We start from the raw sequence: 20954 nt of genomic DNA, 5'->3' as shown, positions 1-20954 counted from the left end.
CCCCTGTACCTGGCCCCAATCCTTGCGATCGGCCCTGAGCATCTGTCTGCACTCCAGCTTTCCCACCGCGATCTACTGGGGCCAGGACCTGTGCCTGCTCTACAACGATGCCTGGGCGCCCATACCCGATGACCGCCATCCCACGGCCTTGGGCCGACCGGCACGTGAGGTATGGGCAGACATCTGGGATGTGATCGGTCCACAGTTCGAGAGCGTCGTCAGCACTGCCCGGGGCTATTCCGCCTACGATCAACTGCTGCTGATCGCGCGAGGCAGCGACCTGTGCGAGACCTACTGGAACTACAGTTTCACGCCGATCCCGGGAGAAGACGGGCAGATCGCGGGCGTGTTCAACCAGGGCCACGAGACCACCGAGCGAATCCTCGGCGAACGCAGGCTCGAAGAGGAGTCCAGGCGTCAAAGACGCATGTTCGAGCAGGCGCCAGGCTTCATCACGATCCTGCGCGGCCCGGACCACACCTTCGATTTCGTCAACCAGTCGTACAAGCGATTGTTCGGCGACAGGGATTTTATCGGCAAGACCATCTACGAGGCATTTCCCGAGCTCGAGGGTCAGGGGTTCTACGAGTGGCTCGATCGTGTCTACCATACCGGCCAACGGCTGGTCTCCGCCGAAACGCCCATTCTGCTGAGCTATCCAGGAGCACCTTCCGAGCAACGTTTCCTGGATTTCATCTATGAACCCCTGCTGGACGACTCGGGTGAAGTGACCGGTATCTTCTGCGAAGGGTTCGATGTCACCGAGGCGCACCTGGCGCGCGCGGCACTGACCGCCAGCGAGGCGGCCCTGCGCGAAGAGAGCCGGACCCTGGAGACGCTCAACCGGATCAACGCACAGCTTGCCGGCGACCTCGATCTGCAGCGGCTGGTGCAGACGGTGACGGATGCCGGGATAGAGTTGACCGGCGCGCGTTATGGCGCGTATTTCCATAACGTGGTCGATGAGGATGGCCAGAAGCTGCGCCTGGTTACCTTGTCGGGCGCCTCCAAGCGTGACTTCGCTCACCTGCCGCCCCCAGAGCCGACACGGCTGTTCGACCCGACGTTCGAGAACCTGGGTGTCGTACGTTCCGGTGACATCTCGCTGGATCCGCGATACCAGGCATTCGCGCCCCATTATGGCCTGCCCGCCGCCGGCTACCTGCCGATCAGAAGTTATCTGGCAGTGTCCGTGGTTTCACGTTCGGGCCAAGTACTGGGGGGCCTTTTCTACGGCCATCCCGAAGCGGATCAATTTACCGAGCGGCATGAAAAACTGATGGCCGCCCTGGCTGCCCAGGCCGCCATCGCCATTGACAACGCCAAGCTGTTCGAAGAAACGAAAAACGCCAATGCGACCCTAGAGCAACGAGTAGAAGCCCGAACGAATGAACTGCTGCTTGCGCATGAAGCGCTCAGGCAGGCGCAAAAGATGGAGGCCGTGGGACAGCTGACTGGCGGCATCGCCCACGACTTCAACAATCTCCTGGCCGGCATCCTCGGCAGCCTGGAGCTCATGGAGAAACGCATCGCTGTCGGCCGCAGCGACGATATCGGACGTTTCATCAAGGCGGCGCACGGCTCCGCGCACAAGGCCGCGACATTGACGCAGCGCCTGCTGGCGTTCTCTCGTCGGCAAACGCTGGATCCCAAGCCCGCCGATGTGAACCATCTGGTGCTGAACATGCAGGACCTGATCAGGCGCACGGTCGGTCCGTCCATCGATATCAGCGTTGTCCAGGACCCGGCACTGTGGCCGACGAAGATCGACGCCGCGCAGCTCGAAAGCGCCCTTCTCAACCTTGCTATCAATGCGCGAGATGCAATGCCCGACGGCGGACTGATGAGCATCGAGACCGCCAATACCGATGGCAACGACCTGCCCCGCGGCCTCAGGCATGAGGGCGACTTCGTGCGTATCAGCGTGAAGGATACGGGCTCCGGGATCGAACCAGAGCTCATGGACAGGATATTCGACCCCTTCTTCACCACCAAGCCCATCGGGCAAGGCACCGGGCTTGGCCTGTCCATGATCCACGGTTTCGTGAACCAGTCCGGGGGCCATGTGCTCGCGCACTCCGTGCCGGGATCCGGCTCCACCTTCACGCTCTACCTGCCACGGTTTCTGGGAGAGATAGCCCCTGAGGGCGCGGTACGGGCCTCGGCGTCCGCGCCAGTTGCCGGTCAGGGCATGGTTCTGGTCATCGACGACGATGCCACGGTGCGAATGCTGATGGCCGAAGCGCTTCGAGAGGAAGGTTTTTCCGTGATGGAGGCCACCGACGGCATGACGGGACTTAGCGGATTGCAGGCGCGGCCCGCGGTTGACCTGCTGATCACGGACGTAGGGCTGCCCGGAGGAATGAATGGGCGGCAAGTCGCGGATGCGGCAAGGGGCATCGTCCCTCGGCTCAAGGTGTTGTTCGTGACCGGGTACGCCGAGAACGCGGCGGTGGGCGACGGGCATCTCGACACGGGAATGGCGGTAATCACCAAGCCGTTCGCCATGGCGCACCTGGTGCTCAAGGCGCGTGACATGCTGAAGATGGAGGTAGGCGGCCTGGCGCGCTGAAGGTGGCGGGACAGGTCCGCGTCCGCTGCATGGGTTCGATCCGCTCGAGCTTGTGATCGAACCCCACCCGGCCAGACAGGTCTTTCACCTACAGCCTCTCTGGAACCCTCTTCATGCCAACGCAACAAGGTCTCATCGCACTCGCACGGGGTGGCTACGCCGCGCGGGGAGCAATCTATCTGATCATCGGTATCTTCGCTCTGCTGGCCGCTCGAGACTCCACAAGACCCAAGGACAGCCACAAGAGCCTGGAAGCCCTGCTGAGCCAGCCGTTCGGCCACGTACTCGTCGGGTTGGTAGTGGCCGGCTTGCTGGCCTTTGCCGGATGGCGTGTGCTGCAAGCAGTCCGCGACTTCGACCATCATGGTAAAAGCTTCAAGGGGGTGGTGATTCGGACAGGCCTGTTGGCCAGCGCGATGGCCAACGGCGCGTTGGCATTCTTCGCGCTGGGTCTGCTGGTCAGCGGTCTCGAAAGCGCCGGCGGCTCCGGCGGAGGACAGGCCAAGGACCTGCTGGCTCACCTGCTGTCCTGGGAGCACTCCAATACCCTGATATACCTCATTGCCATGGTCCCGCTGGGCGTAGGGATGGCTCATATCGTCAAGGGCTGGAAGGCATCGTTCGAGAAATACTTCGAAGCCGACAAGGACGTCATGCGCTATGTGCGCCCCGTCTCGCGCTTCGGCCTGATCGCTCGTGGGGTGGTGTTTATCGAGATAGCCCTGCTGCTGATGATCAGTGGCTCCAATTACAAGGCCATGAACCCGCCAGGCATGAAGGATGCTCTCGATGCCCTGCAGAATCTCCCAGCCGGCGGCGTTATCTTGATGGCGATGGGCCTGGGGTTGCTGGCCTTTTCGCTCTACAGCCTTGCCCAAGCCGCCTGGCGCAGGATCAACATGGATGTGCCTGGCGTGCCAGGAGCATAGGCTCATGCGGTATACCGGCCAGGGTGTCCAAGTGCCGCTCTATTCGCCGCTTCCGGCCGGCATGACCTGCGAGCCAATTGCCGACTTGCGCCGGTCAATGAGACGAGCGCGCAGCCATTGAGTGGTTGGTAGCTCCACCCAGCGATAGATGCCCACTGCCACGACGCAGCACAGGGCAATACTCACGGGGGTCATGACATAGGCAAGCATGCCCGGTGTGTCGAACACGTGGAAGACCTTGTTGAACACCTTCAACACATAGGGGTGGAACAGGTAGAGGGAGTAACTGGCGTCGCCGATCAGTACCAGCAAGCCGGGCAGGCGAACTCCCGACAGCCCATGGACCAACGCCAGGAACACGACCGTCGCCAATATGCCCCAGACGCCCGAACGTCCCACCGCCTCGATCAGGCCGCTGGTAAAGGGCATGCAGGCCAGGGCAGCGACACCCAGCACGATCAGGGCTGCGCGCGCGCCCGTGCCGGGCCCTGCCCGGCGCCAGCCGGCGGTGCGGGCAAAGACGCCGTAACAGGCCATGCCCAGGACGAATTCGGCGAGGATTTCCTGGGTGTAGAAGCGTGCGAACAGGCCCTCGAACGCTACCAGGTTGCCTAGCAGCACGAGCGCCAGCAGCAGACTCGAGCAGATCAGCAGCCGGTGACGGTGACTGATGGCCATGGAGATGGCGAACACCGCGTAGAAGAACATTTCCAGGTTCAGGGTCCAACCCAGGTACAGCAGGGGTTGGACGTATTGACCCTTCTGGTAGGGAATGAAGAACAGGGACTTGAGCAGGCCAGGCACGTCCGCGGTGGTGTTATCCAGCAGACTCGGCAGTAACAGGGCCACGCCGAAGACACCCAGCGTGCCGAGCCAATAGAGCGGAACGACACGAACCACCCGTTTGGTGAAAAAGTGGCTGGTGGAGTGGGTCGTGACCAGGGCCATGATGAAGCCACTGATCACAAAGAAGATGTCCACGCCCCAGTCGCCATTGCGAAACAATGGAATGTGAAAGAAAACCACGGCGAGTGCCGCGATGGCGCGCAGCAGTTGAACACTGTCCAGCTTGTCGGCTGGCGCTTGGAGCGGGGCGCTCATGACGTGATCCTTTCAATTGGGAGGGAGCAGCAAGCACTCTATTGTCGTGCGCTAACACTATGGATACGCCAACATGAACAATCGATAGGTTGCGAAGTGCGAAGCCGAGGCAACATTAGCAGTAGCGTTGCAAAGTTCAAGTTGGTTTCGGTTTATTTTATGGGAACATCGTGACGCACAAATGGCGCCAATAAAACATTGATGTGATCAACCTATCGGAAAGTGATTGAACGGTAGAAAATAAAATTGTTCACCGATTGATTACCTTATATTTATTTGGGTTTACATGAGGGATTCCAGGTGCATGTCATGGCATGTTCAGCGCTCTTGAGATCGAGCGCCGCCCGCGTGGTGCATGTCATGGCATGTGTAGGCCCCCTTGAGATCCAGCGCCGCCCGCGCGGCGCTTCGCGGGTAAATCGCATCGGCGAACCGCCGCTCCCACATTTATTGCAACGTGCCATGGCCTGTGAGATCGGGGTTGTTAGCCTTGGTGCATGGCTGAGGATTGCATCAAGGCTGTTGCTGACGTCTCGATATCTTTGTCGTACAAACAAGGCTGAGCTCGGTCTGTCAGGCCATGGCACGTTGCAATAAATGTGGGAGCGGCGGTTCGCCGATGCGATTTGCTCGCGAAGCGCCGCGTGGGCGGCGCTCGATCTCAAGGGCGCTAAAACACCAACGACATGCCCCCAGAGGCCATCGTGCAACTGAGCCCCGTGAACAGCAAAAATTCACGGAATGATGCAATGTGCCACTATTGGTCTATAACCTGTTACACACCCTTATCACCTGTCTGAAAACCTAACGGGGACACGCCGCCATGGACATGAGTGTTTTTGCGAAAAGTTGCGCGCATTCGCCGTATCCCGTCCAGACCCGTTTGCGCGAATACCCACCCTGTTTCCGTCCAGGCAACACTATCGTTGCGCTGCGTTTGACACCGAGGCAAAGAACTTGAAGTCTATATTTGCAGTAATGATACTTGCACTCGGCGGCCTGGCTCAGGCTGACCCCATGCGGTGGGGCGACGTGCGCGACGGAAGCTTCTACCTGCAACCGGGTCGCGACGATACGGTGCGCGTCAGTTGGGTACCGGCGTGGCAAACGGACGCGAACGACGAACGTATCTACCTGCTCGACGGCGAGGGCCAATTGCGCGCCGAGCGCTTGATCCCTTCCAGCGAAAGCCGTGGCCAACAAGCCTGGCCGTTGCCAGCCAGCAAGGTCAGCTACCGCGTCGAGGTGCCGGGCTACAGTTTCAGGCGCTACCGCCTGGAATACGACGACACCACGGTCGGCCTGTTCGCGCCGGCCAAGGTGCACTTCAGCGTCGAAACCGGGCCTGATACCGAGCTCTACTTCAAGGTCCGCGCCGGTGAGCGTGCGGTCCTGGCGGGCAAGTACTTCGGTGGCGTGAGGGCTTTGCAGGCCGAACGTCTGAACGATGGCGCCAAGGTCGCACTGACCCTCAAGTCCTATCAGGCCTATCCGCAATTCGACAAGATCGCCCTGCCCGCAAGCGACATCGATCAGACCTGGCGCCTGCGCCTGCAAGGCCGCGGCAAGGCGGCCTTCTGGCTGGACGGCACGGCGAATCTGTTCGCCCAGCGTCCACAAGACCTGCAACCGCTGCGTCAGGACAGTGGCCGTACCGAACTCACTGTGCATGCCGATGTGCTCGGCCCTACCCCGCGCCTGGGCGTCGCTCTGCCCTACTTGCTGCCGCCGCCGTCGAGCCATGCCGCGCTCGATGCACTCAAGCCACGCGCGGCCGGGTTCTACAGCCTGGTCGACATCCTTGCCGCCAAGCCCCATTACGAAGATGCCTTCCGACGTTTCTATCAGGAGCGCGGCGCCATCGATACGAACATGACGTTACTGGCCGCCACCCAGCGCAAGGCCGACTTGCGGCCCGATACCCAGAGCTTCAAGGGTCTGGACGCCTGGCTGGCGGCGACTGTGGCCCTGGGTGGCAGCGGCACTCACTACCTGTCGTTCGCCGACGAGCCCAATCTCAACTACCGCGACTACACCACCTACAAGCGCTACTTCGATGCCATGGAGCAACGGGTGCGCGACTTCCCGGGCGCTCGCGAAGCGGGCGTGCGTATCGCGATGCCGGCAAGCTCGCGGCTGGTCGGCGGTCCGTTCCGGCCAGAGAGCGCGCAACGCAGGGGCATCGACTGGGCCCAACGAATGCTCGCCGAATCGGGATCGAAGATCGACGCCATGGCCTGGCATGAATGGATGGTCCGCGACCTGCTGGCCACACGGGTGTACCGCGACAATGTGCGCCGAGCTGCCGAGGTGGTGGGTCTGCAAGCCAATGGCCGGCCGCGCAAGGCGCTCCTGCTGGACCAGACGAACATATCCAGCGGTGGGAGCGTGAGCCCCTACGAACAGGAAACGCACTTCGCCTCCCTGTGGTGGGCCTCGGTCGCTATCAACTCGGCCCAGGACGGTTTGCTCGATCTGCTCAACTGGTTTCAGGCTGCCGACGATCCCAACCATCTCAAGGGCATGATCGCGATGCCAGGCCCGGGTCGCTTCGAGTTGAAGCCCGTGGGACTCGCCCAACAGTTCATGCAGGCGCATTGGCTGGATCAGGTCCAGCGTCTGGACAACAGCGCGTTCGAAGTCGACGCATTGGCCATGGCCCGTGATCGACAACGCAGTGTGCTTGGCGTGAACAAGGGCGCCCGCCTGCAACAAGTCAGCCTGCGAGGCGTAGGCAGCGTCTGTCCGGCTCTCACGCTTTTCGGCCCCGACAGCCGTAGCCGTGATGCCACGGTCGATTGCCGAGACGGCCGCGTCCAGTTCGAAGTACCCGCCGAAACACTGTTCGCCTTGTCCTGGAAAGACTCATGACCATGGCCCTGCGCAAGGATCTGCACCCTTGCGCCAGGGTGACTTCCCTGTTTTTTTCAAGCTCCGGAGGCTCTTCAAAGTTCTCGCGAAGGGCCTGGAACCCTTTGCACACGGGGGTAACAGCATTTTCCTAGGCAGCGACCACAAAAATCATAATTTCGCGAACTGCACCCTTTGAACAGAATGTGACCTATCCCATCCCGCATGTGATCGATGAACGCCTTGGCTACCGATGAACACGGCGCAAACGATCACCACACGATGGATGTGCATAGACAGCGACGCTATCGCCGACCTGGTCCACTCCTGCCTCTCGAAGGATTCACAGATGCCAGTACAAAAAACAGAGATCGATACCCTTGTGGTTGGCGCTGGTCAAGCCGGTATCGCAATTAGCGAGCACCTGAGCACGCTCGGCATCCCTCATCTCGTCCTCGAACGTAGCCGAATCGCCGAAGCGTGGCGCACGGGCCGTTGGGACTCGTTGGTTGCAAATGGCCCGGCATGGCACGATCGCTTCCCTGGCCTGGAATTCGATGGGCTTGCTCCCGATGCCTTCGCCTCCAAGGATCAGGTCGCGGCGTATTTCGAAACCTACGCGAAGAAATTCGATGCCCCCATCCGCACCGGCGTGGAAGTCCGTCAGGTGGTTCGCAATGTGGGTCGCCCGGGTTTCACCGTCGAGACCTCCGATGGGGTGATCGAAGCGAACCGTGTCGTCGTGGCAACTGGCCCATTCCAGAAACCCGTCATACCACCGATCGCTCCCGCGGATGACAACATCCACCAGATCCACTCCGCCGCCTATTTCAACCCCGAGCAGCTGCCAGAGGGTGCTGTCCTGGTGGTAGGCGCCGGTTCGTCCGGTGTCCAGATCGCCGATGAGCTGCAACGCGCTGGCAGGAAGGTGTACCTGTCCGTCGGCGCGCATGATCGTCCGCCGCGCGCCTATCGCAACCGCGATTTCTGCTGGTGGCTCGGAGTGCTGGGCGAGTGGGATGCCGAAACGGTCAAAAAAGGGCGGGAGCACGTCACCATTGCGGTCAGTGGCGCTCGGGGTGGCAACACCGTCGACTTCCGTGGCCTGGCTCATCAAGGCATGACCCTTGTCGGCCTGACCCAGTCGTTCGAAAACGGCGCGGTCAAGTTCCAGGACGACTTGACGGCCAACCTGACCGCTGGCGATGAGAATTACCTGGCCCTGCTGGATGCCGCGGATGCCTATATCGCGCGCAACGGCCTGGACCTGCCGGAAGAGCCGGAGGCGCGCACTCGCTACCCCGATCCTGACTGCGTGACTCATCCCGTGCTCGAGCTGAACCTGGCCGAGGCCGGAATCACTTCGATCATCTGGGCGACTGGCTACTCCGTCGATTACAGCTGGCTCAAGGTGGACGCGTTCGACGAGCGCGGCAAGCCGAAGCATCAGCGCGGTGTTTCCAGCGAGCCGGGCGTGTACTTCCTGGGCCTGCCATGGTTGTCCCGTCGGGGTTCGGCGTTCATCTGGGGGGTCTGGCATGACGCCAAGCATGTGGCTGGCCACATCGCTACCCAGCGCACCTATCTGTCCTACCGCGACGCTACCCAGCGCGAGCAGGAACAGTAAGTTCCAGCCGGGTACCCCCCCTCACGACACTCTGATTCAACAGGATCGAACAGACATGGCAACCCATACCCGCATTCGCATGTTCAACACCAAGGCAACCTACCCCAACCAGACGCTGGACAACGACCTGTGCCAGGCCGTGCGCGCCGGCAACACGGTCTATGTGCGGGGCCAGGTAGGCACCGACTTCGAGGGTCGCCTGGTGGGCCTGGGCGACCCCGCCGCCCAGACCGAACAGGCGATGAAGAACATCAAACAGCTTCTCGAAGAGGCTGGCAGCGATCTGTCGCACATCGTCAAGACCACGACCTACATCATCGACCCTCGCTACCGCGAGCCGGTTTATCAAGTGGTGGGCAAGTGGCTCAAGGGCGTATTCCCGATCTCTACCGGCCTGGTCGTTTCCGCCCTGGCGCAACCGCAGTGGCTGATGGAAATCGACGTCATCGCGGTGATCCCGGAAGATTGGCAGGCGAGCTGATCGGCAAGTGATCCATGGAGGCCGTTCTCCCATGCTGGTAGCCCGGTCTCTGTATTCCAGGAATTTCGAGGAGTAGTACATGACGTTCTCCATCATCGGTCGCTGCTCGGAAACGGGCCAGCTCGGTATTGCCATCAGTTCTTCCAGCATCGCTGTCGGCGCGCGCTGCCCGTGGGTCAGGGCCGGTGTCGGCGCGGTATCCACCCAGAACATCACGCTGCCGGCACTGGGCCCTGAAATTCTCGACCTGCTGGAGCACGAACAGCTCGAGCCTGGCGTGGCCCTGGACCGTGCCCTGCATGCCAATGGCTGGAGCCAGTATCGACAGGTCACCGTCATCGACAGCGACGGCCGTATCGCGACCTTCAGCGGCAAGGAATCCCTGGGCATTCACAACGCGGTGGCCGGTGACCAGTGCGCAGCCGCGGGCAACCTGCTGTCCAGCGTCGATGTGATCCAGGCCATGGTCGAGGCATTCGAAAGCGCCCCCGGCCAACTCGGCGATCGCCTCATGGCGGCCATGCATGCGGCGATGGCGGCAGGAGGCGAGGCCGGGCCCGTGCATTCGGCGGCGATGAAGATCGTCGGTGACCTGGTCTGGCCGATCGCGGACCTGCGCGTGGACTGGGCCGACGCGGATCCGATAGGCCAACTGGATTCGCTCTGGGAAACCTACAAACCGCAGCTGCAGGATTACCTCACCCGTGCGCTCGACCCCACGGCGGCACCGAGCTACGGAGTGCCCGGGGATGAGTAGCCAATCCAGCCGGGCATTGCTCGAGCGGCTGGTCGGCTTCGCCACCGTGAGCCGCGACTCGAACCTGGAGCTGATCTATTTCATCAGGGATTACCTGGCTGGGTTCGGTGTGGACAGCGAGCTGCTGTTCAACGACGAACGTACCAAGGCCAACCTGTTCGCAAGCATCGGCCCGGATACGTCAGGCGGCATCGTGCTGTCGGGCCACACCGACGTGGTGCCGGTCGACGGTCAGGACTGGACCTTCGATCCCTTCACCCTGACCGAAGCGGATGGCCGGCTGCATGGCCGCGGCACGGCGGACATGAAGGGCTTCATTGCCTGCGTCCTGGCCGCGGTGCCCAGGTTCGTCGAAAGCGCCCTGCGTCGGCCGGTGCACCTGGCCTTTTCCTATGACGAAGAAGTGGGCTGCCTGGGGGTGCGCTCCATGCTCGCCCGCCTCGAGCAGCGGCCTAATAAACCCAGACTGTGCCTCATCGGCGAGCCGACCGAACTCAAGCCGGTGCTTGGCCACAAGGGCAAGCTGGCGATGCGTTGCCAGGTGAAAGGCGCTGCCTGCCACTCGGCGTATGCGCCCTATGGGGTCAACGCGATCGAGTATGCGGCAAGGCTGATCGGTCGGCTGGGCGAGATCGGGGAAGCGCTCGCCGAGCCTGGCAAGCATGACGCGCGGTTCGATCCCCCCTACTCCACCATCCAGACCGGCGTCATCCAGGGGGGGCGAGCGCTGAATATCGTGCCGGCCGAGTGCGAGTTCGATTTCGAGGTGCGTGCCTTGCCAGGCTTCGATGCCCAGGAGGTCGCCGACGCCCTGGAGCGTTTCGCCACGGATGCCCTGGTACCGCGCATGCAGGCGGTGAAGGCGGACACCGGCATCTACCTGCGCCCCCTGAGCGCTTACCCAGGCCTGGCCACGCCCGCAGACAGCGAAGCCGCGCTGCTTGTGGCGGATCTGTGCGGTTGCGCGGAATTCGGTACCGTCGCCTTTGGCACCGAGGGAGGCCTGTTCGACCAGGCCGGCATACCCACGGTCGTCTGCGGGCCCGGGAGCATGGACCAGGGCCACAAGCCCGACGAGTACGTGAGCCTGGATCAGTTGAAGCGCTGCGATGAGATGATGCTGCGCGTGGCCACCTACCTCGGCGCTTGAGCCGGAACTTGCTTCATTGCCAGTCAATCAAGAAGCGACATTACGGTTCATTTACCGTGCTTTTAGTTTTCTCTCAAAGTCTTTCATAAGGCTGAGGGCCTTGTCGCGGGACAAGCCCGCTCGCCACCGGTACGTGGTGCAGCGAATGCATGTTCCCAATGATGAGCTGGCTTGTCTCACGTGCGGCCCCTGACTCGCTTGTCGCCGCACCGCATCCCGGTGGCGAGCGGGCTCGTCCCGCGACAAGGCCATCAGACTCGCCGCAGGCTTATGGGTACGTAGCGCAGCGAATGCATGCCCCCAATGATGAACTGGCTTGTCTCACGTGCGGACCCTGACTCACTTGTCGCCGCACCGCATACCGGTGGCGAGCGGGCTCGTCCCGCGACAAGGCCATCAGACTCGCCGCAGGCTTATGGATACGTAGCGCACATGCCCCAATGATGAACTGGCTTGTCTCACGTGCGGCCCCTGACTCGCTTGTCGCCGCACCGCATCCCAGTGGCGAGCGGGCTCGTCCCGCGACAAGGCCATCAGACTCGCCGCAGGCTTATGGAGTGGAACACAAGCCTCAGCACGACCCCTCGCCTTTTTGATTGCATCAGAGCTTGCCCGCGGTTCTCTACGAAGCCACGTGAAAAACCCGCGTCTCAGGTCTCCTGACTCATCTGCGTCAGCCTCTCCCGGCAGAAGTTCACGAACAGCTGCGCCGGTTTCGTCAGTTGCGCCTTGCGCAGCCTTGCGCTGGCCAGCCCCGACATCGTCACCGGCTCGGCGATCTCGATCGCCACGACCTCCTTGCCATCGTAAGTGCTGGTGGAGTGCGGACGCGTCACCAGAAGCGAGAAACCAAAGCCCTGACCGACCATGCCGCGCACCATCTCGATCGAGGGTGAGCCGAAGACGATGTTGGGCGTCAGGTCGAGCTCATGGAACAGGCTCACGAAATACGTGCGGCTGGGCAGCACGTCCAGAAGGATCATGGGCTCTCTCACCAGGTCCCTGAGCGATACCTGTGCCTGCCCGGCATAGCGGTGATTGGCGGGCAAGAGCACGTAGGGTCTCTGTGGCGGCATCAGGGGTTCGGTTTCGATGGTGTTGTCCAGCTCGTGGTCATACAGGATCGCCAGGTCGAACGAGCCTGAGGTCAGCCCTTGCACCAGTTCCTGCTGGTCGCCGTCGCGGATGCGAATGTCGACCCCTGGATAAAGTTCGTTGAAGCCGGCTATCAGCTGCGGCAGGTAGAGCGGCGCCACCGTTTCGAAACAGCCGATATCGATCTGGCCGGTCACGACATCGTTGTCGGCCAAGGCATTCTGTTCGAATTCATGAGCCAGGCGCAGCAGTTCCTGCGCCTTGTGGTAGAAGCGCTTGCCGCTCGGGGTCAGGGAGACACCCTGGGCGTGGTGACGAATGAACAGTTGAACCCCGAAGCTTTCCTCGAGGTTCTTGACCGCCGTGGAGATCGAGGGTTGCGCGATGTACAGCTGGCGCGAAGCCTCGGCGACACTGCCGGCCTCCACGGTCGTCACAAAGTATTTGAGCTGTCTCAACGTATAGGAAGCCACAGGTACCCCGGATGCAAGGTTTGCCGGCCAGCGCGTTAGCGAAAGCGGTGTTCTTCGAGTGATGACCACATTAACCCAGGACAGTGAACGGGTGGGCGTGCGGCTACAGAGCTTTTTCATATGACTGAAGCATATTTTTACTCGTTTTCCTTGCGACCATAGTGGCGCACCATCTACCTCAATGACCGGCATCAGACCATGGGCGGTCGACAATCATAAAAATCGACCGGGACGCTTCACCAGTGTCACGACCTCGGGCCGGCTGGCCCTACTGCCTCTACACACACAAACACAACCACAAGTAGTGAGGGAGTCTCATGCGTACTTACACCGCATCGATCAGCCTGGCGTTTCTTTGCGCCGCCAGTTTTCCAGCCCTTTGCGAGGAATCCAGCCTTACCGTCATTTCATTCGGCGGTGCGACCAAGGTCGCCCAACAGGCAGCCTACTTCCAGCCCTTCGAAAAAAGCGGCGCTGCCAAGGTAGTGGCGGGCGAGTACAACGGAGAGCTTTCCAAGATCAAGGCGATGGTCGATGTGGGCCATGTCTCCTGGGATGTGGTAGAGGTCGAGAGCCCGGAGCTCATCCGCGGCTGCGAAGAGGGGCTTTTCGAGCGCATGGATCCGGCGATCCTCGGCGACCAATCAAGCTACCTGCCTGGCACCGTGAGCGAATGCGGCGTGGCCAGCTATGTCTGGTCGATGGTGCTCGCCTACAACGCTCAGAAACTCACTGTCGGCCCCAGCTCATGGGCCGACTTCTGGGACATCCAGCGTTTTCCTGGTAAACGCGGCCTGCGCAAAGGGGCCAAGTACACGTTGGAAGTCGCCTTGCTCGCCGATGGAGTCAGCCGGGACGATCTCTACAAGGTGCTGGGCACGCCCGAGGGTGTGAACCGCGCATTTCGCAAGCTGGACGAGATCAAGAAAAACATCCAGTGGTGGGAAGCCGGCGCCCAGCCGCCTCAGTGGTTGATGGCCGGGGACGTGGTGATGTCGGCCGCCTACAATGGCCGGATCGCCGCGGCGCAGAAAGAAGGCTCCCAGCTGAGCATCGTCTGGCCCGGCAGCCTCTACGATCCCGATCATTGGGCCATCGTGCGCGGTTCGAAGAACAAGGCACTGGCAGAGAAATTCATCGCCTTCGCCAGCCAGGTCGAGTCCCAGAAAACCTTCTCCACCCAGATTCCATACGGCCCGGTCCGCACCGAAGCCCTCTCGCAACTGCCGGTCGAGGTCCAGAAGCAGCTTCCGACGGCGCCGGACAACCTGGCCCAGGCGCAGCTGGTCGATGCCGAGTTCTGGGTCGACCACGGCGAGGAGCTCGAGGAGCGCTTCAACGCCTGGGCCGCTCGCTGAAGGATCCAGCCAATTGGCTGCAATAGACTTCGTACCCTCGATACCGAAAAGGCCGCTTATCCAGCGGCTTTTTTGGTATGTGCCAGCTACATGGGTCGAGCGCCGGGTGCTCGCTGGCCCAGCTCGTCCCTATGTTCATGTCCATGCTCATTTTCAATGAAATGCTGAGAGTGTTCCTTCGATTGACCTGCTTTTCAGAAACGACCGGACAGATCCCCTGACACTCCTCCTCTCCCTGCAAAGGACAATGCCCCCATGAAAGCCGTCGTATTCAGCCAACCCGGCCTGCCGATCCAGGACCCTCGATCCTTGTTCGAGATGGATCTGCCGGAACCCATGCCGGGCTCTCGCGACCTGTTGGTCGAGGTCAAGGCGATCGCCGTCAACCCGGTCGACACCAGCTTGTAATCGGCGCCGCTGGCGGCGTTGGCTCGATCCTGGTTCAACTGGCCCGCAGACTCACGCAGCTCACGGTGATCGGCACCGCCTCGCGCCCGCAAACCCGTCAATGGGGGAGCGAACTGGGCGCCCACCAGGTCATCGACCATTCGGCCCCACGGGCGCAACAGCTCGACACCCTTGCGCTCGGCTCGGTCGACGCCATGGCTTTCACAGCGCTCGGCGAGAGAGGCCCCCAGGACCTGAACCGTGGGCGTGAGTGATGTGCGATGTGCGCAGACCCACTGGAGCGGACGAACAACCTGATCCCAAGGCTACCTCGAGACATTGAACTGCTCCGCTGCCCAGCGCGGGCGAGATATCCAGCAACCGAGCCGCCGCCGAAAAGCTTCCCGCGACGACGGTGGCCATGAATGCATTAAGGGCATCGACCCGGACCGTTTCTTCACAGTGAAGATACTTTGGATGGCCGCGAGACTTGTCAGCGTAATGAGAAAAGAGCGCAGTGCACAGGCTCGGCCAGGCGCTGCTCGAAGAGAGGTCGATGCCCCACAGGGATCGCGACCCACAACGACAGCGCTCGCCTGTTCGTCCCTCAAACGGGCACGCCGGGTACCGTGACGCCGGGCAAGTCGGGACGGTTCGACTGTTCATCTAGCGCCAGGGGTTCAGGCTTGAACAGCGGCTTGCGCATCACTACCTTGATCCAGATGATCGCGATTACGGACACTAGCAGCAGGACCATGCCCGCATAGGCGAAAATGGCGAAGGTCATGTCCGGGCTCGGTGACACATGCCAGATGGCATAGAGCATGCCTGCTATGCCGACTGCCTGTGGAAGGGGGTAGAGGGGGGTCTTGAAGGGCCGCGCGGCCAGCGGGTACCTGCGTCTCAAGGCGATGACATTGATGTGCGTGATCACATAGGCCAGAAGCCATGCCAGAGCGGCGGAAAGCAGCAACTGATTGATGGCGTCGGGATGATCGTGCATCAACAGCAGCGGCAGGCCCGTCACGCCGGAGATGAACAACACAGCGACCCATGGAGCGCCGCTGCGCTTGCCTTGAACCTTGAACACCTTGAACGCTTGCCCGTTCCGGGCCATGCCGAAGAGCATCCGCGGGATCGCCGCCAGTGAGCTGTTGAGCGTGCTACAGGTCGCAGTGATCGACGCGGCTACCAGAAATACCTTGCCGGTCTCCCCGAACACGGTCGTGGCGAAAAGGTAATGAGGCAGTCCATTGGCCGCCAGTTCCGCTTGCGGCACGGTCAACAGAGCGCCTAGGCCATAAGCGCAGATGATCACGAAGATAACGGTAAGCCCTATGAACATCGATGCGGGGATAGCGCGTTCCGGGCGACGTGTTTCTTCCACCAAGGGGCAGACGAACTCCGCGCCGACAAACCCCCATACCGCCATGGCGGCAAGCGCGATCACGCCCATGCCCATGGGATTCCACTGCGCCAGGGCCGTCGGGTTCGGCGTGGGGATATCACTGGCAATCGCACCAAGCCCCATTACCAGCAGGATGACCACCATGACAACCGCAAGCGCCGTCTGAAGACGCGCGAAGATATCGATATTGAATAGATTCAACACCGTGAACAATGCGAGAACACCAAACGCTATCGATAACGAAGGGAGCGAGTGAGGGTAGACCTTGTCGATGATGAACTCCATCAACAAGAGCTCGGCGGAGAGCGCGAACATGGCGACGACTATGTATCCTGAAAACGTCGCGAGTATCGCCGGGAACTGTCCGATCGCAACTTCCGTGTAGGTGCTCAGCCCCCCGGAACGAGGCATCATCAGCGCCAGTTCGGAAAACGAGCACGCATAGCAAAGGGCGAGCAACCAGGCGATTGCCAGCGGGATGATGAAGCCGAACCCGGCAATCCCCACGCCTTGCAGCATCAAGACCATGACGCCTTGGGAGACGACCAGGCCAATGGCTACCGCCAACAAGGATGTGAGTCCCAGTTTCCGGGGCGCTGGGGCACGGCCTGTTCCGCCGCTGGGTAGAGTGGGATGAGCAGCCATGAGTACACCTTTTGTTGTTATGGATGGGTACTGCGCAAGATCGACGACACGCGGGTATGCGAAGCGTGTAACCCCTGGACTCATCAGGTTCACCACACGCTCGAGGTCTAGGGAGGGAGGGCGCCGGCTGCGAAGCCGCCGACGCCACGTCCTTTCAGTGCGTCTACGCTCGGCCGATTAGCCGCGCGGTACGGTCGACGGCCCTGCGCGTCTTTTCGATCAACTCGTCGATCTCCGCGTGCCCCGCTACCAGGGCGGGCGCCATGATCATGCGGCCCAGCGTCGAGCGGATGATGATCCCCTCCTCGAAACCGAACGTACGGCACTGCCAGGCGATGTCACTCTCGTTATCGAAGCGCTTGCGAGTCGCCTTGTCCTCGGCAAACTGCAAGGCTGCCACCAGACCCGTACCCTGGACTTCCCCGATCAGGGAGTGGTCGGCAAAGACCTCCCGAAGGCATTTTTGCAGATAAGGCCCCGTGTCGTTCTTGACTTGGGTAACGATGCCCTCGTCGCGCAAAGCCTTGAGGTTGGCTATTGCGACGGCAGCTGCAACGGGATGGCCGGAATAGGTCAAGCCGTGGGCGAACACACCGCCCTGCTCGACCAACGCCTCGGCGATGCGCTTGGACAACACCAGGCCACCCATCGGTATGTAGCCACTGGTGAGACCCTTGGCGATCGACAAGGTATCGGGCTCGAATCCAAAGTACTGGTGAGCGAACCATTCGCCCGTGCGTCCGAAGCCTCCGATCACCTCGTCGGCGCACAACAGGACATCGTATTGGCGGCAGATGCGCTGGATTTCGGGCCAATAGCTCTCAGGTGGGAAGATCATGCCCCCCGCGCCCTGGAATGGCTCGGCGATGAATCCGGCGACGTTCTCGGCGCCCAGTTCCAGGATCTTTTCTTCCAGCTGCAACGCGCATCGGCGGCCAAATTCGGCTGGGGTGAGATCGCCACCCTGTGCGTACCAATACGGTTCGTCGATATGCGCGACATCTGGAATCATGCCGCCCATTTCATGCATGAATTTCATGCCGCCCAACGCCGTGGCGGCCAAGGTGGAGCCGTGGTAGCCATTCCAGCGGCCAATCATGATTTTCTTTTCAGGCTTGCCGACAACCTGCCAGTAACGGCGCACTGTGCGAATGAGTACTTCGTTCGCTTCAGAACCGGAATTGGTATAGATGGCGTGGCTGTAATGCCCCGGCAACAGGCTGAACAGCAGTTCCGAGAGCTCGATCACCGCCGGGTGAGTGGTGTGGAAAAACATATTGTAGTAAGGCAGCTGGTCCATCTGCGCGCTCGCCGCGACAGTCAGGTCCTTGCGGCCATAACCTAGCTGGGTGCACCAGAGGCCGGACATGCCATCGAGGTAGCGATTGCCATCGTTGTCCCAGAGGTAAAGGCCCTCGCCTCGGACCATCACTCGGGGGCCTTCGGCATTCAGTGCCTTTTGATCGAGAAAGGCATGAATGTGATGCGCAGCGTCCGAGGCTTGGTAATCTGCGGTCGCGCGACCCAGCTTCAATGGTGCATTCATCTGATGTTCCTTCTTATAGTTGGCGTAACGCGGGTATGGGCCTTGCGCCCATGCCCAGGTAGGTTTCCAGAGGGTCCTTGCCCAGCACGCCTTGCGCATGAGCCAAGGAATGGATGAACAAGGAAAACAGTTCAGACTGGGAACTTATATCCAGCTTGCTGTACACATGCTTGCGGTGCGTCTTGACAGTATCTTCAGAAATGACCAGACGTTCAGCCAACGATCGCGTGGAATGGCCGCGCAATATGCATTGGGCGATTTCACACTCACGCTGCGATAACAGCGAGCAGCCAAAGTTCTTGAGCGCCGCGTGTACCTTGCGAGCGAACGGACTCTCGAACCTTTCGCCGCGTGCGTCATTGCCCAATCCTTCCCAATGCCTGTCGAGCACGGACAGCACCCAGGGACTGATGATCTTGAAGTGCCTCAATGCGGCGTCGCTCAACTTGTTCGCACTGACCAGTGAAAGAGAAAGTGTCAGTCCGGGGGCAACTTGCAATATGTAATTGAGTTCGTCCTCTATATGGGCATGTTGATAAAAAGCCACATAATATTCGCTGCGCTCGAAATGGTCTGGCGCCACGTCTGCCAGGTGATAACAACCGGAGGCCAGGTTATCGACGCAGGCCCCATAAAAAGGGTCGAGCAGATAGAACCCTGTCAGGTATTGCTTGACGTTACCTTCCGGTAACCACGGCCCTTCGTCGTCACACTCGAACAGCGCAGTGGGCAGCCCCTCGTGCGGATAGAGATACACCGTCGCGGCTCGAATCGGCGCCAGGCAACTCAACGCATCGACCAAGGTAGTGACAAACTCGTGCTGACCTATGACCTCGGTCACTTTTGCCAGCTGTTGAAACCACTGCAACGATGCAAGCCGTTCACTTTCCATCATGCGCCACCTGTCTGCGAAGGCGCCTCGTGAATCCTTTCAAGAGGCGCTGAATATCCCGCCTAGTGCTCGGGATTGTCCCATGAGGGCAGCACCTCCGATATCACCCTATGGGGGGAATCGACACCCTGTGCACGCTTGAAACCTGCCCTCGACTGCAGCTCAACGAAGCTGGAACCAGGTCGTTTTCAGCTGGGTGTACTTGTCGAACGCATGCAGTGACAGATCGCGCCCGAACCCTGATTGCTTGCCACCCCCGAACGGCACCGTCACGTCAAGCGCGTCCACCGTATTGACCGATACAGTGCCCACGTTCAAGGCAGCCGCTACACGGTGGGCACGGTTCAGGTCGTCGCTCCAGACAGAGGCGGCGAGCCCATAGATGCTGTCATTGGCCATCGAGAGCGCCTGCTCTTCGGTATCGAAAGCGCTGACTGCCAATACCGGCCCGAAGATTTCTTCTCGGGTCAGCGCCATGCTCTGGTGGACGTCGCGGAAAATGGTTGGCGCGATGAAATTGTCGGACCCGTTGAACGTCAACCTGTCGCCGCCGTACACGAGGCGTGCGCCATCCGCAGTGGCTTGCTCGATGGCCGAGACGATGCGCCCCGCCTGTTGTCCATCGACGATGGCACCCGCGCGGCTCGCCGGGTTCAGAGGATCGCCGGGAAGCCACTGGCTTGCCTTGGCGACGAGGCGCTCGATGAACTCGTCCTGAATCGAGCGCTGTACGTAGAGACGGGAATTGGCGGAACAGACCTCGCCCTGATTGAAGAAGATGCCGAAGGCAGCTTTCTCCGCGGCGAGGTCGAGATCCTGGCAATCTTCGAACACCAGACTCGGGCTTTTACCACCGCATTCCAGCCACACCTGCTTGAGGTTCGATTGGGCTGAATACTGCATGAAATATTTGCCGACCTGGGTAGAGCCCGTGAACACGAGGCAATCCACGTCCGGATGTAGACCCAATGCTCGCCCAGCGCTCTCGCCCAGGCCCGGGACTACGTTGAGAACGCCATCAGGAATACCCGCTTCCTGCGCCAACTGAGCCAGCCTCAGGGCCGAGGACGGAGACTGCTCCGCAGGTTTGAGAACCACGCTGTTTCCGGCAGCCAGCGCAGGGGCCAGCTTCCATGACGCCATGTCCAACGGGAAATTCCACGGCACGACCGCAGCGACCACGCCAAGCGCCTGACGGGTGATAGTCGCCAAGGCAGACTTGCTCGTTGGAGCGACCTGATCGTAGATCTTGTCCACTGCCTCGCCGTACCACGCGAACACATTGGCTGCACCGGGAACATCGATGTCGTACGCATCCATGACCGGCTTGCCCATGTTGAGCGAGTCGAGCAATGCAAACTCTTCCCGATGAGCCATCAGCAGCTCCGCCAAGCGCAACAGGATTTTCTTTCGCTCGGACGGCGACATGCGAACCCAAGGACCTTCGTTGAACGCACGACGGGCCGCCCTAACGGCCAGATCGACTTCGACTTCGCCACAGGCCGCTACCCGCGCGAGAAGTTGACGAGTCGCAGGGTTGACGGAATCGAACGTCGCCTCGGATTGCGCTGAGACCCAACGTCCATTGATCCACGCCTTGTCCAGGAAACGTTGTTGTGCAGCACGTTGCTGCCAATAATTGAAATCGTGCACGCTTCGCTCCGTGATTGTTTTAACAAGCAC

15 protein-coding genes and 1 pseudogene are annotated in these 20954 nt (G+C 61.0%); 9 read left to right on the top strand and 7 right to left on the bottom strand.

Translation table 11 applies throughout. The features are described from left to right. Nucleotides 1–22 precede the first annotated feature (22 nt). Both G7009_RS03245 and G7009_RS03240 read left to right on the top strand, forming a co-directional pair. Nucleotides 23–2572 (top strand): ATP-binding protein, encoded by a 2550-nt coding sequence (locus G7009_RS03245; RefSeq protein WP_375139531.1) that lies wholly within the window; start codon nucleotides 23–25, stop codon nucleotides 2570–2572. 113 nt (nucleotides 2573–2685) lie between these two features. Further along, nucleotides 2686–3501 (top strand): DUF1206 domain-containing protein, encoded by an 816-nt coding sequence (locus G7009_RS03240; RefSeq protein WP_181128527.1) that lies wholly within the window; start codon nucleotides 2686–2688, stop codon nucleotides 3499–3501. Between the two features lie 39 nt (nucleotides 3502–3540). Here the strand turns inward: G7009_RS03240 and G7009_RS03235 are convergent, their stop codons facing one another. Next, the gene (locus G7009_RS03235; RefSeq protein WP_181128526.1) at nucleotides 3541–4602 is read right to left on the bottom strand and encodes an acyltransferase family protein; all 1062 of its coding nucleotides are present in this window, start codon (nucleotides 4600–4602) and stop codon (nucleotides 3541–3543) included. Between the two features lie 957 nt (nucleotides 4603–5559). Here G7009_RS03235 and G7009_RS03230 point away from each other — a divergent pair. From G7009_RS03230 to argE, 5 genes are all read left to right on the top strand, one after another. Then, nucleotides 5560–7473, top strand: a complete 1914-nt coding sequence (locus tag G7009_RS03230; protein WP_181128525.1) for a hypothetical protein — start codon at nucleotides 5560–5562, stop codon at nucleotides 7471–7473. Between the two features lie 328 nt (nucleotides 7474–7801). Continuing rightward, on the top strand, nucleotides 7802–9079 hold the full coding sequence (locus tag G7009_RS03225) for a flavin-containing monooxygenase (protein WP_181128524.1): 1278 nt from the start codon (nucleotides 7802–7804) through the stop codon (nucleotides 9077–9079). A 55-nt stretch (nucleotides 9080–9134) separates the two neighbouring features. Beyond that, the gene (locus G7009_RS03220) at nucleotides 9135–9560 is read left to right on the top strand and encodes a RidA family protein (protein ID WP_181128523.1); all 426 of its coding nucleotides are present in this window, start codon (nucleotides 9135–9137) and stop codon (nucleotides 9558–9560) included. A 79-nt stretch (nucleotides 9561–9639) separates the two neighbouring features. Further along, nucleotides 9640–10317 carry a DUF1028 domain-containing protein gene (locus G7009_RS03215; RefSeq protein ID WP_181128522.1) on the top strand — a complete coding sequence of 226 codons (678 nt, stop codon included), beginning with the start codon at nucleotides 9640–9642 and terminating at the stop codon, nucleotides 10315–10317. Next, a complete protein-coding gene (argE, locus tag G7009_RS03210) occupies nucleotides 10310–11467 on the top strand; it encodes an acetylornithine deacetylase (protein ID WP_181128521.1) in 1158 nt (385 codons plus the stop codon). The genes G7009_RS03215 and argE overlap by 8 nt, the downstream gene beginning before the upstream one ends. 650 nt (nucleotides 11468–12117) lie before the next feature. Here argE and G7009_RS03205 read toward each other — a convergent pair. Then, the gene (locus G7009_RS03205; protein ID WP_181128520.1) at nucleotides 12118–13035 is read right to left on the bottom strand and encodes a LysR substrate-binding domain-containing protein; all 918 of its coding nucleotides are present in this window, start codon (nucleotides 13033–13035) and stop codon (nucleotides 12118–12120) included. A 317-nt stretch (nucleotides 13036–13352) separates the two neighbouring features. On the opposite strand from G7009_RS03205, the gene G7009_RS03200 reads away from it, so the two are divergent. Together G7009_RS03200 and G7009_RS03195 are read left to right on the top strand one after the other, a co-directional pair. Further along, complete coding sequence (locus G7009_RS03200) at nucleotides 13353–14393, top strand: ABC transporter substrate-binding protein (RefSeq protein WP_181128519.1); 1041 nt, start codon at nucleotides 13353–13355, stop codon at nucleotides 14391–14393. A gap of 255 nt (nucleotides 14394–14648) precedes the next feature. Next, a pseudogene (locus G7009_RS03195) lies at nucleotides 14649–14992 on the top strand (hypothetical protein); the annotation flags it as partial. Nucleotides 14993–15002: 10 nt separating this feature from the next. On the opposite strand, the gene G7009_RS28130 reads toward G7009_RS03195, so the two are convergent. From G7009_RS28130 to G7009_RS03175, 5 genes are all read right to left on the bottom strand, one after another. Beyond that, the gene (locus G7009_RS28130; protein WP_375139530.1) at nucleotides 15003–15203 is read right to left on the bottom strand and encodes a helix-turn-helix domain-containing protein; all 201 of its coding nucleotides are present in this window, start codon (nucleotides 15201–15203) and stop codon (nucleotides 15003–15005) included. A gap of 184 nt (nucleotides 15204–15387) precedes the next feature. Next, entirely contained in the window at nucleotides 15388–16833 is a 1446-nt protein-coding gene (locus tag G7009_RS03190) for an APC family permease (RefSeq protein ID WP_181128694.1), read from the bottom strand. Between the two features lie 163 nt (nucleotides 16834–16996). Then, the gene (locus G7009_RS03185; protein WP_181128518.1) at nucleotides 16997–18379 is read right to left on the bottom strand and encodes an aspartate aminotransferase family protein; all 1383 of its coding nucleotides are present in this window, start codon (nucleotides 18377–18379) and stop codon (nucleotides 16997–16999) included. A 13-nt stretch (nucleotides 18380–18392) separates the two neighbouring features. Next, entirely contained in the window at nucleotides 18393–19271 is an 879-nt protein-coding gene (locus tag G7009_RS03180; RefSeq protein ID WP_181128693.1) for a helix-turn-helix transcriptional regulator, read from the bottom strand. A 162-nt stretch (nucleotides 19272–19433) separates the two neighbouring features. Further along, on the bottom strand, nucleotides 19434–20924 hold the full coding sequence (locus G7009_RS03175; RefSeq protein ID WP_181128692.1) for an aldehyde dehydrogenase: 1491 nt from the start codon (nucleotides 20922–20924) through the stop codon (nucleotides 19434–19436). Between the last annotated feature and the right edge of the window lie 30 nt (nucleotides 20925–20954).

It is taken from the genome of Pseudomonas capeferrum, assembly GCF_013523055.1.
Lineage (GTDB): Bacteria > Pseudomonadota > Gammaproteobacteria > Pseudomonadales > Pseudomonadaceae > Aquipseudomonas > Aquipseudomonas capeferrum_A.
Note: the sequence above shows the minus strand (reverse complement) of the source record. Positions and strands in the feature narration are given on the sequence as shown.